Annotated in this window: 13 protein-coding genes; 7 read left to right on the forward strand and 6 right to left on the reverse strand. The window is 73.0% G+C overall.

What is annotated here, in order from left to right; genetic code table 11:
- Positions 1–49: 49 nt before the first annotated feature.
- From AC3CF1_RS07220 to AC3CF1_RS07230, 3 genes are all read right to left on the reverse strand, one after another.
- Positions 50–2,563, reverse strand: a complete 2,514-nt coding sequence (locus AC3CF1_RS07220) for a hypothetical protein (RefSeq protein ID WP_488449886.1) — start codon at positions 2,561–2,563, stop codon at positions 50–52.
- Between the two features lie 32 nt (positions 2,564–2,595).
- Complete coding sequence (locus AC3CF1_RS07225; RefSeq protein WP_488449887.1) at positions 2,596–3,921, reverse strand: SWIM zinc finger family protein; 1,326 nt, start codon at positions 3,919–3,921, stop codon at positions 2,596–2,598.
- Positions 3,922–4,037: 116 nt separating this feature from the next.
- Complete coding sequence (locus AC3CF1_RS07230; protein ID WP_099854988.1) at positions 4,038–4,274, reverse strand: hypothetical protein; 237 nt, start codon at positions 4,272–4,274, stop codon at positions 4,038–4,040.
- Between the two features lie 172 nt (positions 4,275–4,446).
- On the opposite strand from AC3CF1_RS07230, the gene AC3CF1_RS07235 reads away from it, so the two are divergent.
- On the forward strand, positions 4,447–5,745 hold the full coding sequence (locus AC3CF1_RS07235; RefSeq protein ID WP_488449888.1) for a cytochrome P450: 1,299 nt from the start codon (positions 4,447–4,449) through the stop codon (positions 5,743–5,745).
- Positions 5,746–5,785: 40 nt separating this feature from the next.
- Here AC3CF1_RS07235 and AC3CF1_RS07240 read toward each other — a convergent pair whose 3' ends face one another.
- Together AC3CF1_RS07240 and AC3CF1_RS07245 are read right to left on the reverse strand one after the other, a co-directional pair.
- A complete protein-coding gene (locus AC3CF1_RS07240; protein WP_210793812.1) occupies positions 5,786–6,802 on the reverse strand; it encodes a sensor histidine kinase in 1,017 nt (338 codons plus the stop codon).
- Positions 6,795–7,490, reverse strand: a complete 696-nt coding sequence (locus AC3CF1_RS07245; RefSeq protein WP_088948951.1) for a response regulator transcription factor — start codon at positions 7,488–7,490, stop codon at positions 6,795–6,797. Before AC3CF1_RS07245 ends, AC3CF1_RS07240 begins: the two co-directional genes overlap by 8 nt.
- Before the next feature lie 155 nt (positions 7,491–7,645).
- Here AC3CF1_RS07245 and AC3CF1_RS07250 point away from each other — a divergent pair, with 155 nt between their 5' ends.
- The gene (locus tag AC3CF1_RS07250) at positions 7,646–8,725 is read left to right on the forward strand and encodes an NAD-dependent epimerase/dehydratase family protein (RefSeq protein WP_488449889.1); all 1,080 of its coding nucleotides are present in this window, start codon (positions 7,646–7,648) and stop codon (positions 8,723–8,725) included.
- On the opposite strand, the gene AC3CF1_RS07255 is transcribed toward AC3CF1_RS07250, so the two are convergent.
- Positions 8,697–10,061, reverse strand: coding sequence for a hypothetical protein (locus tag AC3CF1_RS07255; protein ID WP_488449890.1), 1,365 nt, complete (start codon positions 10,059–10,061; stop codon positions 8,697–8,699). The two genes, AC3CF1_RS07250 and AC3CF1_RS07255, sit on opposite strands and share 29 nt — an antisense overlap.
- A gap of 147 nt (positions 10,062–10,208) precedes the next feature.
- On the opposite strand from AC3CF1_RS07255, the gene AC3CF1_RS07260 reads away from it, so the two are divergent.
- Genes AC3CF1_RS07260 through AC3CF1_RS07280 form a run of 5 tightly spaced genes read left to right on the forward strand, consistent with a single transcriptional unit; the run spans position 10,209 to position 13,840 of the window.
- Positions 10,209–10,886 carry a glycosyltransferase family 2 protein gene (locus AC3CF1_RS07260; RefSeq protein WP_488449891.1) on the forward strand — a complete coding sequence of 226 codons (678 nt, stop codon included), beginning with the start codon at positions 10,209–10,211 and terminating at the stop codon, positions 10,884–10,886.
- Positions 10,883–11,563 carry a TIGR04282 family arsenosugar biosynthesis glycosyltransferase gene (locus AC3CF1_RS07265; protein ID WP_488449892.1) on the forward strand — a complete coding sequence of 227 codons (681 nt, stop codon included), beginning with the start codon at positions 10,883–10,885 and terminating at the stop codon, positions 11,561–11,563. Before AC3CF1_RS07260 ends, AC3CF1_RS07265 begins: the two co-directional genes overlap by 4 nt.
- On the forward strand, positions 11,560–12,258 hold the full coding sequence (locus AC3CF1_RS07270; protein ID WP_488449893.1) for a class I SAM-dependent methyltransferase: 699 nt from the start codon (positions 11,560–11,562) through the stop codon (positions 12,256–12,258). Before AC3CF1_RS07265 ends, AC3CF1_RS07270 begins: the two co-directional genes overlap by 4 nt.
- Entirely contained in the window at positions 12,255–13,421 is a 1,167-nt protein-coding gene (locus tag AC3CF1_RS07275) for a molybdopterin-dependent oxidoreductase (RefSeq protein ID WP_488449894.1), read from the forward strand. Before AC3CF1_RS07270 ends, AC3CF1_RS07275 begins: the two co-directional genes overlap by 4 nt.
- Positions 13,418–13,840, forward strand: a complete 423-nt coding sequence (locus AC3CF1_RS07280) for a hypothetical protein (RefSeq protein WP_488449895.1) — start codon at positions 13,418–13,420, stop codon at positions 13,838–13,840. The genes AC3CF1_RS07275 and AC3CF1_RS07280 overlap by 4 nt, the downstream gene beginning before the upstream one ends.
- The last annotated feature ends 38 nt before the right edge of the window (positions 13,841–13,878 follow it).

Consider the following 13,878-nt stretch of genomic DNA (forward strand, 5'->3'; position numbering starts at 1 on the left):
ACCACCGGGACAGAGACGTGCCGGCCCGACCGCAGGGTGAGCCGGCGGGTCAGGCAGCCAGTGCGGTGGCGAGTCTGCGGGCCTCGGTCACCAACCGGCTCGTGCCGCCGCGCGCCACCACGTCAGCCAGCCCCGGCACCTCGATGAGCACACCGGTCGCACCGGCCGCCTCGGCCGCCAGATTGAGTAGGTCGGGCGTGCCGCGAGGTGGGGTGGGTGCGGCCAGCAACGGTGGCAGCGCGGCGGCGAGCAACCGCCAGACGCTCAGGCGGGCACCGGCCGCCATCGCGTCGCGCAGCGGTGTCGCCACCCGGCTCAGCGTCAGCTGGCCGTCCGCCGCCAACACGCCCAACTGGCCGCCGACACCGGGAGAATCGAGGTCGCCGGCGGCTGCCAGCATCAGTAGGGCGTCGAGGGCGGCCACCCGGTCCACCTCGTGCCGGGCGCACAGCCCGTACGCCAGCGCAAGGTCGAGCGCCGGACCGCCCTCGCCGGTGCACTCGGCGAGCACCGGCAGGACCATGGCGAAATCCCGGGCGTCCTCCTGCGCGGCGCTGGCGATCTCAGGCAGCAGGTGGGCGGCGACCAGGCCCCGGTGCCCCGGCAGCAGCGCTGGCCACAGGTTGCTCCAGCGGCCCGGCCCTCGTCCGATCGGATGCGCCGGCACGGTGAGGAGTCCGAGCGGATCCGCTACGCCCTCGGGCGGGGCGCTCGTGACGACGGTGCGTCTGACCGGCAGCTGGTCGAAGCCGTAGTCCCAGTTGCGTCTGCGCTCACGCCGGCCGACGGTGACCACCTCGTGGACCGGTGCCGGCAGGGCGTCGCCGCGCAGCCAACCGGCCAGTTCGTCGCCGGCCGGGGTGCCGAGCGCGGCGGCCCGGGTCGCCAGCGCCTCGTCCACGCCGACGGGCAGCCGCAGCAGGGCCTGGGTGAGATCCCACCGCCACACCGGACGGTCCCCGAGTGCGGCCAGCCGTTCATAGAGCGCGGTCGCGTCGAGGGCCCCGGTGACGGACGTCGGGGCGGCCAGCAGCCCGGGGTCGTTCCGTCCGTCCAGGCGCTGCCCGATCTCCGCGATCCGGGCGCAGTAGACCAGCGTGAGCGCGGACCCGTGGGGTGGCTCGACCGCCGGCCGGTTCCGGAACGGCCGCATCGTCCGGGTCAGTGACTGGCTGAGAATTCTGGACCACTGGTCGCGTCGGGTGGCCGCCTCGCCGGGTGCGGCGGCGGCCAGCAGAACGCCGTTCAGTTGGACCAGGACGTTGAACTCCGCCCACTGGTGGTCCCAGGCACCCACCTCGGCCCGCCGCAGCACCGGCAGTAGGGCGGTGGCCAGCCGGTCCCGGTCGGTGGTGGTCAATCGGACCAGCCCGTCGAGGACCCGCTCCAGTGTCGACGAGGGCCAGCGCTGGGCGTGCAGCACGGCGACTTCCTCGACCAGTTCGTCCAACTCGGTGATCGGTGACGGAGCGGGTGCGGGCGACACCGGCGGGGGCAGCTCGTCGTCGGCCACTGCCACGGTGACCGTGGCGACCAGCCGATGGCCGTGCCGCTGCGCCAACGCCGCCGCGCGGTCGCGCAGGTCGGCGGCGGGATGTTCGGCACCCGACGCGAGTGCCTCGGCGATGTCGGCTGCCCGCTCGGGGTTCTGCCGGGCCAGTCTGTCCAACCAGGACAGCTGCGCCCGCACCAGCACCTTCTCCGGTCGGCCCAACACGACCCGCGAGGCGTCCAGCAGCGACTCGAACTCCACCTCGCGGCCCGAGTCGCGCAGCGCCCGCTGCGCGAGGCCGGCCACCGGTCCCGGTCCGTCGGCGAGCAGCCGCAGGTACGTGCTCGCCCGCGCCGCCACCTCGTCCGGGCTGGGTCCAAGCTGCTCGTGCAGGGCGAGGAACGGACGCAGCGCTCCCTGTCGGTCCCCGCGCAGGAGGCGGCCGAGAACCCCGTCCAGCAATGCCATCCGGTCGAGTCGACCCTCCATCGCGAGCGCCGCCAACGTCGGGGTCACCGCCTGCCCGGAGCCGGTGAAGGCCAGGTCCGCGCCGATCCCGTCGACCTCGAACAGGCGGGGCACCAGCGCGTCCAGGAATGGGTCGGCGCGCAGCCGGTCGAGCATCGGCACCTGCTGGCGCCCCTCGGCCGACCGCTCCCCCCACATCGAATGCGCCCAGCCGGCGACGAACGCGTCCCCGGTCGGCGGTGGCGCCTTCTCCGCCAGCAGCAGGTCTGCGATGAAGTGCCACCCGTCCCACGCTCGGCTGCGGGGCAGCCGCTCGGCCAGCCGGTACGCGAGGTCGGCCAGCCAGGGCACGCCCCGCTGCCGCGCCGCGGCGACCACCACCTCGGAGTCGACGTCCTCCAACGTGACCGACCGCCGACCGAGCAGAGCGGCGGCCTTGGTCGCGGTGCTCAGCGTGCCCACGGCGGCCACCGCCAGCGCGGTCGCCTCCTTTCCCCACCACCAGTTGTCCCGCCGACGTCGGACGTGGACGACCAGTTCGTCACCGAGCGCCCGCCGGGCCGGTTCGTCCAGCGTGTGCAGCGCTGCCTCGACGGCGCTCACGTCACCACGGTTCACTGCCCGGAGGAAGCCCGTCACGCCGGCACCTCCGCCACCATCGACACCGCGAGGGCATGCTTGCACGGGCCACGTTGCCCCTGGTGCTTCGCCCACCACCGGCAGGTGCACGTGAAGCCCTCGTCGGGCAGTCGGCGTACCCGGTAGTCCTCGTCGCCGCTGCGTACCGTGGCATGATCGCCCTCGCGGCGGACCGCGCCCTGCTCGACCAGCGTGCGCGCGCCGACCAGGCGGGGGTTGTCCCGCTCGGCCCGGCCGGCGTCGTGCGGCATCACCCGGTGGAAGTAGCCGGCGTCTGCGACGTCGTAGCCGACCCGCCCGGCGGTGCCGAGCTGGGCCAGGGCCGCGCGGACCCGGTCGTCGGGCAGGCCGGCCGCCTCGGCCAGCGCGACGACGTCGATCGTCGGATCCCAGGAGAGCAGGGCGCCGACCAGCTCCGCGTCGTCGATCACTTCGTCACCGGCAAGCGCGAGCAGTGCGGCCCCCTCGCCGGAGAACCCTCGGTACGGCTCGGGTGAGAGGGTCAGTGACAGCCGCAGCGACCCGGTGTCCAGCTCCCACGTGCTCGGCACGGCCGGTGAGCCGGTGCGCACCGTCGGCCCGTACACCCGCAGGGTGCGGGCGTGCCGGAGCAGCCCGCGCAGCGCCGCGAGCCGCCCCGCGCCGGCCAGACAGACCGCGCCCGGCGCCGGGCGCGAGGTCAGTCGGAGGGTGCGCCCGGCCGGGACCGCCCAGAGCACCGAACGATCGCTGCCCCCGGGCAGCCGGCGCAGGAACGCCGCTGCCTCGGCGGCGGGGACCTCGGCGCGCGGCTCGAACCCGGCGGTGAGAACGTGCACCTCGGCGAAGCCACGCATCCAACGCCCCGGCAGCGGGACCTTCCGCTCCACCACCGCTTTCTCCATTGTGGAGACAGTGAGGTCGTCCGGGCCCACAGCCAGGTGCAGCGGCTCGATCCCACCCACCCGGGCGAGGGCCTCGCGCAACGGCGGGTTGACGTCGACGTTGGTGGTGCCGTGCCCGACGACCTCGCCGTCGAAGCCGGCCGGCACCACGTCCATCCGGGCGTACACCCCGCAACAGCCGGAGAAGGACTCGAAACGCAGCCGGTTCCGGCTGCCGGTCACCACCGGATCGAGGCTCGCCGGGCTGACCGGCTGGTGGTAGCGGGTGCGGGCCACCTCGGCCACGGCAAGCAGCCCGGCGGCCGCCGCCGCCGGGGTGGTGAGAAACCCGGAGAAGAAGCGCGGGTTGGCCGCCGGGCCGCCGCTGGTCTGGAGGTCGAGGCCAGCGGTACGCAGGGCGGACGGCTGGAGATATCGGTACGTCTGAACGGCGTTCACGGCGCACACCGTAGAGCGACCGACCGACATCCGTTCCGGTGCTTGCCCGTCGCTGCCCTCCCGGCCCGCCCCGCCGCCTCAGGAACGGCGGGGCGGGCCGTTCGCACCTCGTCGGGTCACCTGTCGCCAGCGGCGCGCTCACGGTCGGCCTCGGCATCCGCGGCACCGGTCGGGACCCCGTCGCCGTCGCGGGCCGCGTGGGACAGGTCCACGTCGGCACCGGTCCGGGCGGCGTCGGCCGCCGCATCGTCCGCGCCGACGATCTCCCCGCCGCCGTCGGCGCCCACGCCGTCGTCGTCGATGAGCTGTTCAGAGCCGGCCAGTGCGATCGGTACGTACCTGGGATCGGTCATCTCGTCCTCCTCGGGGGATCCTGATTGCTTCCCCAAGCGCTACCCCGAGATCCGTTCCACACACCCGCCCATGCCACCGACGGGCTCACTGTCGGCTGGGTGACCGCGCCGGCCGGAGCGGGCTTGGCCGGGGTGAGGTTTCGGGCCGGGCACAGTGGGCACAAGGCCGCTCATGACCGACCAGCGCGGACCACACCTGGACGATTCACTCGGGTTCCTGCTCAACGGCTACGCCTGGCTACCCGCCCTGGCGCGACGCGACGGTCGGTCCACCGTGCGAACCCGCGTGATGGGCCAGCCGGCACTCACGCTGCGCGGGCCCGACGCGGTGCGGTTCTTCTACGACGAGCGGCATGTACGTCGGCACGGGGCCATCCCGGAACCGGTACAGGGGACGCTGTTCGGCCACCGGGCCGTGCACACCCTCGACGGCGCTGATCACCGTCACCGCAAGGCGATGTTCCTGTCCCTGCTCACCGACCCGAGAGGCGTCGCCGACCTGGTCGACCACGTCGGCGCGGCCTGGAACGAGGCGTTCGCGACCAGCGGCGACGGGCGACGCGTCGTGCTCTTCGACGAGGCGAGTCGCGTGATCACCAAGGGCGTCTGCGGCTGGGCCGGGATTCCGGTCGACGACGCGGAGATCGCGCCGGTGGCCCGCGACCTGACCGCCCTGGTCGACGGCTTCGCCACAGTGGGTCCGCGACACTGGCGGGCGCGGCGCGCCCGTGGCCGGCGGGAGGACTGGCTGGCCGGGCTCGTCGAGCAGGTCCGCGCACATGTCGTCACCGCACCCGCGGGCTCCGTCCTCGAAGCGGTCGCCGGGCACCACGACCGCGACGGCGAGCCCCTGGATCCCAAGCTCGCCGCAGTCGAGTTGCTCAACATCATCCGTCCCACCGTCGCGGTGTCCTGGTTCGTGGCGTTCACGGCCCACGCGCTGCACCGCTGGCCCGAGCACCGCGACCGGCTGCGCACCGGCGACGCCGCCTACGCGGTCGCGTTCGCCCACGAGGTACGCCGCTTCTACCCGTTCGCCCCGTTCGTGGGTGGCCGGGCCGTCACCGACCTGACCTGGCAGGGCCAGCACGTTCCCGCCGGATCTCTCGTACTGCTCGACATCTACGGTCAGAACCACGATCCGGCGCTGTGGCCGGACCCGTACCGCTTCGACCCCCAGCGGTTCGTCGGGCGTGCTCCCGACCCGTACGAGCTCATTCCCCAGGGCGGGGCTGATCGGAGCACCGGGCACCGCTGCCCCGGCGAGGATGTCACAGTGGCTCTGCTCGCTGCCTTCGCCGGCTGGTTGGCGCGCCTGGACTACACAGTGCCCGAGCAGGATCTGACCATCTCGCTGCGCCGCATCCCCGCGCTGCCCCGCAGCCGATTCGTCCTGGCCGACGTCCGTCGGCCAGGTCGGCCTGCCGAATTCGAACCGGTACGGCAGGCGACGCCGGACGCAGCAAGCTAGTCGGCGTGCGGCACTGCGGTCGCCGAGCACCGTTGGTCGGTCAGGCGGTGCCCAGTCGGACCATGAACTGGCAGCCGTCGGCGATGTTGCGCACCTCGACCCGACCTCCGTGCGCCTCCACGAGGCCACGAACGATGGCGAGACCGAGCCCTCCGGACGCCCCACCGTCGCCGGGCCCGGGGGTGCGGGCCGGTTCACCACGAAACGCGATGTCGAACAGCTGGGGAAGGTCGGCCGGTGGGATGCCGCCACAGGTGTCGGCAACGGACAGCCAGGCGTGCTCCCCCTCGCGGCCGGCCTCGATGCGGACGGTCCCGTCCTCCGGGGTGTAGCGGACGGCGTTCAGCAACAGGTTCGTCACCACCCGGGCCAGTTCCGGTTCGCTCGCGGCGACCATCGGCCACCCGGACTCGCTGGCGACCAGCTTGATCCGGCGAGCGTCGGCCAGCGGGGCGGTGCTTGCCAGCGCGTCCGAGACCACCTCGCCGAGCGGCACCGCAGTCAGCGACAACCGCAGCGCTCCCGCGTTGATCCGGGACAGCTCGAACAGGTCGTCGACGAGCCGGGTCATCCGGTCGGTCTCCAGCCGGATCCGCCGGTGGTACTCGTCGACCGTGTCCGGGTCACGCACCACCCGGTCCTCCAGCGCCTCGGCCATGGCCCGCAGCCCGGCGAGCGGCGTACGCAGGTCGTGCGAGACCCACGCGACCAGGTCACGCCGCCCCTTCTCCAGCTGTCGTTCCCGCTCGCGGGCCTGATCCCGCCAGACGGCGGCGAGTGCCAGTCGGCGGCCGAAGTGCCCGCCGACGGCGAGGCTGACCACGGCTGCGGCCGCGACGGTGATCAGCACCACCTCAAGATCATGTGGGGAGAGGAACATCGCCTCCGCGACCGCCATCACCCCGACGGTGACGGCGACGACCGTGGTGGTGAGCAGCACGCTGAGGTGCACGGTGATCGAGCTGCGCCGAAGCGCACGGAGCAGCACCGCACCGACGAACCCGATGGCAAGTGCCGCGCCGAGAGAGATCGCAAAGATCAGCAGGAGGTCACGCATGGGCGGGCTCGTACCGGTAGCCGACGCCCCAGACGGTCACGATCCGCCGTGGATCGGCCGGGTTGGCCTCGATCTTTTCCCGCAGCCGGCGTACGTGCACTGTCACTGTCGAGTGGTCGCCGAAGTTCCAGCCCCAGACCTGCTCCAGCAGTTCGGCCCGCCCGAACACCTGGGACGGGTGCCGCAGCAGGTGGACGAGCAGGTCGAATTCGCGCAGCGTCAGGGCCAGTTCGGTCCCGCCGAGGCGTGCGGTGCGGGACGCGGGGTGCACCACCAGCTCGCCGTCGGTCAGCGCCTCCGGTCGTTCGGGCGGCGGTTCACTGCCGGCACGACGGAGCACCGAACGGACCCGCAGCACCAACTCCCGGGGGGAGAAGGGCTTGGTAAGGTAGTCGTCGGCGCCGAGTTGCAGCCCGAGGATCCGGTCCGACTCGTCACCGCGCGCGGTCAGCATGATGATCGGTACGCCATCCGGACGGGCTCGCAGCTCCCGGCACACCTGTAGGCCGTTGACCCGGGGCAGCATCAGGTCGAGCACGACCAGGTGAGGTGCCTGCCGCTGCACCGCCGCCAGGGCCGCTTCCCCGTCCGCGGCGAGGCTCACCTGGAAGCCGTCGTTCTCGAGGTAACGACGAATGACGTCGCTCACGGTCTGATCGTCGTCGACCACCAGCACGCGCTGTGTCACGAACCTCCCCCGTTCCGGCCCGTCATTCCCCGCACGTCCATCGGCCCAGCGTAGCCACGCAGCGTGGTCCGCCCGCACCAGCAAAAGCTTGCGGGGTTCTTACGGCTGCGCGAGCAGGCCCGCGCGGGCTTCCGCGAGGTCATACGGTGACCGGAATGCGGATACTTGTCACCGGTGCAGCCGGATTCATCGGCTCACACGTCGCCGATCTGCTCACCGACCGCGGGGACGAGGTGGTGGCCGTGGACGCGCTCCTGCCGGAGGCGCACGGTGCGACATCACCACCCTGGGCCGAGCGGCACGATCTCGTCGTCGGCGACATCCGTGACCTGGGACTACTGACCGGGCTGCTCGCCGGAGTCGACGCGGTGTGCCACCAGGCGGCCATGGTCGGCCACGGCGTCGATCCCGCCGACGCCCCCCGGTACGCCGCGCACAACGACCTCGGCACGGCCACCCTGCTCGCGGCGATGCACGCCACCGGGGTACGCCGCCTCGTGCTGGCCAGTTCGATGGTGGTCTACGGCGAGGGCCGCTACCACTGCCCGACACACGACATCGTCCGGCCCGCCGGCCGCCGCGCCGTCGACCTGGCGGAGGGCCGGTACGAGCCGACCTGCCCCCGCTGTGACCGGGTGCTCTCCCCTGGTCTCGTGCCGGAGGACGCACCGCTGGAACCGCACAGCACGTACGCCGCCACCAAGCTGGCTCAGGAACACCTCGCCGGCGCGTGGGCCCGGCAGACCGGCGGGTCGGTCTGGGCACTGCGCTACCACAACGTCTACGGCCCGCGGATGCCCCGCGACACCCCGTACGCCGGGGTCGCGTCGATCTTCCGGTCGGCGCTGGCCGCCGGGCAACCGCCCCGGGTCCTGGAGGACGGGCGGCAACGGCGCGACTTCGTGCACGTCACCGACGTTGCCGAGGCGAACCTGCTGGCGCTGACGACACCGGCACCGGAGCCGCTGGTCCCGGTCAACGTCTGCTCGGGTGAGCCGCACACCGTCGGTGAGCTGGCCCACGAGTTGGCCAGCGCGATGGGCGGGCCGGCGCCTGTCACGGTCGGGGGCGGACGGGCGGCGGACGTGCGGCACGTGGTGGCCGATCCGGGGCGCGCGACCCGGCTGCTGGGTTTCACGGCCCGCACCGGTTTCGCCGCTGGCGTCGCTGATTTCACCACTGCGGTGATGCGGGCACCGGCGACGGTCAGGACACCGTCGACAGCAGGTGGTTGACGGCGAGCGCGGTCGCGGCCTGGGCCGCCAGCCACCACCGTCGGTGGCTGGCGGGCAGGTGCGCGGTGGCGACCAGCAGCCAGACGGTGAACGGTAACCAGATGCGCTCCACCTCGGCCTTGCTCAGAGCGGACAGGTCCGCCGCGAGCACGGCCACCGCCGCCGCGATGGGCAACCACACAGTGGGTCCGGCGCTGGCGAACCGCTGCCGGAGGGTCGCCGCGAGCGGACGGCCCGGCCCTCGGATCGCTAGGGCGGCCACCGCCCGCCGCACCGCTGGCCCGGCCACCGGGCCCGCCGAGAGCAGCAGAGCGGCCAGGTTCGCCCAGACCCAGTAACCGAAGGGACGTTCCGCCGCCCAGCCCTGGTAGTAACGACGTGCTACCAGGTGGTAGCCGTCCAGCCACCAGAAGCCGGCCAGGGTGAACACGGCGACAACCGCCGCGACGGCCGCCGCCGCGAGCAGGAACACGCCGAGGCGGTCCCGGGCCCGGAGCAGCACCACGGTCACGGCGAGCACCCCGACCAGGACGAACCCGTACGACAGGTAGAGCGCGAGACCGAGCAGCAGCCCGCCGGGTACGGCCCCGGCCCGACCACCCACCGCCAGCAGCGCCAGCCCGGCCGCGACCACCGCGGCGAAGATCCCGTCCGCGGACGCGCCCACCCAGACCGCCCCCGGGAAGAGAATCAGGAACGGCCACACCGCCCGAGCCGCGCCCTCGGCGCCAAGCGCCCGCAACGTCACCGGAACCGACACCGAGACCGTGGCTCCGAGCAGCACACAGGCGAGCCCCGCGGCAGCCCCGCCGCCCAGACCGATCCGCTCCAACCCCACGAAGAACAGCAACGCACCCGGTGGATGACCAGCGGTGTGCGTGGACCACGAATCGGGCTGGAAGTCGAGGATACGGGCGGCGAAGCCGGACAACATCGTGGCGACGTCCGTCACCCGGGGCACCTCATGCAGGTACTCGGCCTGCACGGTGAGCCGCTCGGTCAACCCGGCGGACCAGCCGTCCACCAGGGCCAGCGACAGTGTCCAGAGCACCGAGGCGAGGTATCCGACCGCCAGCAGCCACGGCCACCGCGTGTCGGTCGCCCAGCGCACGCCGTGCCAGACGCCCAGTGCCGCGACGAGAAGCGCGGCGGGGGTGCCCACACCCAGATGGGGCTGCCAACTGGCGTAGAGCGGAGCGGCGTCAGCGTGCAGCCGCACACCCCGATGGTTGAGCAGTGCCCCGACGGTGACGGCGGCGGCGAGCAGTGCCACCTCGGCACCGAGGACGATCAGGTCGGCGCGCCGGGATCGTCCCGGCCGGGTCATCGTGGTCATGGTGACGGCCGACGATACGACCTCCGACCAGCCACCCGACGGCTCGACGGTGAGACGTCAGGGACTCGTAAGACCCGTTGCCGCGTAAGCGATTCGTAAGGCGGCACGGCGGTCGGATCGGCGCGTGGCGGGCCTAGCGTCGCCGGTATGCACACAACGATCGACGTGGTGCTGCCGTGTCTGGACGAGGCGGCCGCACTGCCTGCCGTACTGAGCGGGCTACCGCCGGGCTACCGCGCCCTCGTGGTCGACAACGGCTCCACAGATGGTTCGCCGGTCATCGCCGCCGAGTACGGCGCCCGGGTCGTGCACGAGCCGAGGCGCGGGTACGGCGCGGCAGTGCACACCGGCCTGCTGGCGGCGGACGCGGATCTGGTCTGCGTCCTCGACGCGGACGGCTCGTTCGATCCAGCCGAGCTGCCCAGGCTCGTCGCGGCGGTGCTCGACGGTCGGGCGGATCTCGCCGTCGGGCGGCGGCGACCGGTCTCGGCGGACGCCTGGCCGTGGCATGCCCGTGCCGGCAACGCGCTGGTCGCGGCGCTGCTACGACGCCGTGGCGTGCCGGTGTACGACATCAGCCCGATCCGGGTGGCCCGTCAGGCAGCGTTGCTGCAACTCGGTGTCAACGACCGCGCGTTCGGCTATCCCCTGGAACTGCTGCTCCGCGCGGCCGGGGCGGGCTGGCGGATCGTCGAGCTGGACGTCGCGTACGCGCCCCGCGCCGCCGGCACCAGGTCGAAGGTCTCCGGGTCGGTCCGGGGCACCGTGCGGGCGGCCCGGGACTTCGCCGGAGTGCTGCACGCCGGCGTCGGAGGTGGGAGATGAATGTCCTGCTCCTGGTCGCGAAGGCGCCGGTCCCGGGGCTGGTCAAGACGCGGCTCTGCCCACCCGCTGATCCCACACAGGCCGCCCGGATCGCGGCGGCGGCGCTGCTGGACACCCTGGCGGCGGTGCGCGCCACCGCGTCGACCATTCCCGTGCTGGCCCACACCGGTCGGTTCGCCGACGCCGAGTTCAGCGCGGAGCTGACCGCCGCGTTGACGGGTTGGCACCTGCTCCCGCAGCGCGGCGACACGTTCGCCGACCGCCTCGCCAACGCCCACGCCGACACCGGTACGGCCTTCCCCGACCGGCCGGTGCTGCAGATCGGCATGGACACCCCGCAGGTCACGCCGGTCCTGCTCACCGCCGCGCTGGAGCGACTCGCCGAGCACGACGCGGTGTTCGGGCCAGCACTCGACGGTGGCTGGTGGGCACTCGGGTTACGCGATCCGGCCAACGGGAGCGTGTTGCGCGACGTACCCATGTCGACCGGCGACACCGGCCGACGCACCCTCGCCGCTCTTCGCGGGCGCGGCGTGCACCCGGCGATCCTGTCCGTCCAACGGGATGTCGACGACTGGCCGACAGCGTTGGCGGTCGCGGCCGACCTACCCGGCACCCGGTTCGCTGACGCCGTGGCGTCGGTAGGCGGCCAACTGGTGAGCGGACGCCTCCGGTGAGGTCGACGATCAGTCTCGGCGGTTTCGACGTGGTGCTGGGCAGGCTCGACGCGTGGCCGGCCGGTCCGGACGATTCCGGTACGCCGGCCGCCGCGTTGCCCCCGGCGCAACGCGAACACTGGCTGGTGCACGCCGACGGGCGACGTGACCTGCTGCCGGTACGCCGCTGGCACGGCCCACCCGAACCGGCCATCGAGTCTGTCGCCGCCCGGTGTACCGGCCCCACGATCGACCTCGGCTGCGGCCCCGGCCGGCTGACCATGGCACTCGCCCAACGAGGCCTCGTCGCACTGGGGGTGGACATCTCCGCCGAGGCGGTGCGCCTGACCCAGGACCGGGGTGTGGTCGCCCTGCGACGGGACGTCTTCGAACCACTTCCCGGCGAGGGGCGGTGGGCACACGCGCTGCTCGTCGATGGCAACATCGGCATCGGCGGGGACCCGGTCCGACTGCTGCGCCGGTGCGGCGACCTGATCGCGGCCGACGGGACGCTGGTGGTCGAGGTGGACCCTCCCGGCGCCGGCCTGTGGCAGGGACAGGCGTACGTCCTGTCCTGCTCGCGCCGGGGATCGGCGTTCAGCTGGGCACGTGTCGGGGTGGAGGCGATGGACCGCACCGCGGCCGCCGCCGGCATGCGGGTCGTCGACGGTTTCCGGTCCGGCCCGCGCTGGTTCACCGAGTTGGCGCGCCGATGAAGCACAAGCCACGTGTTCCCACCCCGGAGGACTTTCCGGCGCCGTCACACTCGCCACTGGTCGCCGCCCGTCTCGGCCTCTGGCTCGGGGTGGCGTTCGGGCTGTGCTTCGTCACCGGACTTCTGAGCCACTACATCCAGCACCCGCCGGGCTGGTTCACCTGGCCGACCCGACCGGTCAACCTCTACCGGGTCACCCAGGGCGTCCACGTGCTCTCCGGGATCGCGGCGATCCCGTTGCTGCTCGGCAAACTGTGGAGCGTCTACCCCCGGCTGTTCGTCCGCCCGCCCCTGCGCCAGCCGATCCGGTTGTCCGCGCACGCCCTCGAACGGATCTCCGTCCTGGTCCTGGTCTGCGCAGCGTTCTTCGAACTGGTCACGGGCCTGTTCAACGTGGCTCAGTCGTACCCCTGGGGATTCTTCTTTCCGACCGCGCACTACGCGGTCGCCTGGCTGCTGGTGGGCGCGTTACTGCTGCACATCGCAGTGAAGCTCCCGGTCGCCCGCGCGGCACTGCGAACGCCACTGCGGCGGGAGGAGGTGGGTGAGGCTGCGTCCACCGGGCGCGACGATCGAGACTCGTCCGGGCGGCGCGCGTTCCTGCGTACCTCGGCAGGCGTCGCTGGCGTCGCCGTGCTGGCCACCGCCGGGGTCACAGTGCCGTGGCTGCGCCGGGTGTCGCCGCTGGCCTGGCGGTCCGCGTCGGGACCGCAGGGCGTGCCGATCAACCGTACGGCGGCGGCCGCCCGCATCGTCGTTCCACCGGACTGGCAGCTGGAGATCGTCTGGCCGGGCGGGCGGGGCACCCTGTCCCTGGCCGAACTGACCGCCCTGCCACAACGCACAGCGGCACTGCCGATCGCCTGTGTCGAGGGCTGGAGCGTCTCCGCCAACTGGACCGGCGTGCCCGTCGTCGAGCTGCTCCGACGGGCCGGGGCGCCGACCGGCAGACCGGTTCGGTTCTCCTCGCTGGAGACCGACGGCCTCTACGCGGCAAGCACACTCCCGGCGGCCCATGCCGGCGACCCGCTGACCCTGCTCGCACTGCGGATCAACGGCGAAGAGCTGTCCGCCGACCACGGACACCCCTGCCGTCTCATCGCTCCGAGCCGGCCGGGCGTCCTCCAGACCAAGTGGGTGGTCCGACTGGAGGTGCTGCGGTGAGAGCCGTCCGCCTGTTCCTGGTCGCACTCGGTGCCGCGGCGGCGGCGTACGGCTGTTGGCTGCTCCTCCCCCAGCTCGGCACCACAGTGCCCTGGTTGATCGGCGGCCCGGTGCTGCACGACCTCCTGGTGGCACCGCTGGTCGGGCTGGTCGGGCTGGCGCTGGGCCGGCTGGTGACAGACCGGCTACGCCGGGCCTGGATCAGCGCGGGCCTGCTGGCCAGCGCCACATTGCTGCTGATCGCGGTGCCACTGCTGTGGCGACCGCCCTCGGCACCTCCGAACCCGGGCCTGCCGGACCGCGACTATCCGCTGGGCCTCGCTGCCGGGCTGGCCGCCATCTGGGCCGTCACCGCTGTCGCTCTGGTCGTCGGCACGGTCAGCCGCCGTGTCCGGGACCGACGAGCCGACCGTCAGTGAGTGGGTCCCACACGCGCTTCCTTCCACTCCGCTCCACT

The organism is Micromonospora sp. MGP-C2 (genome assembly GCF_057766525.1).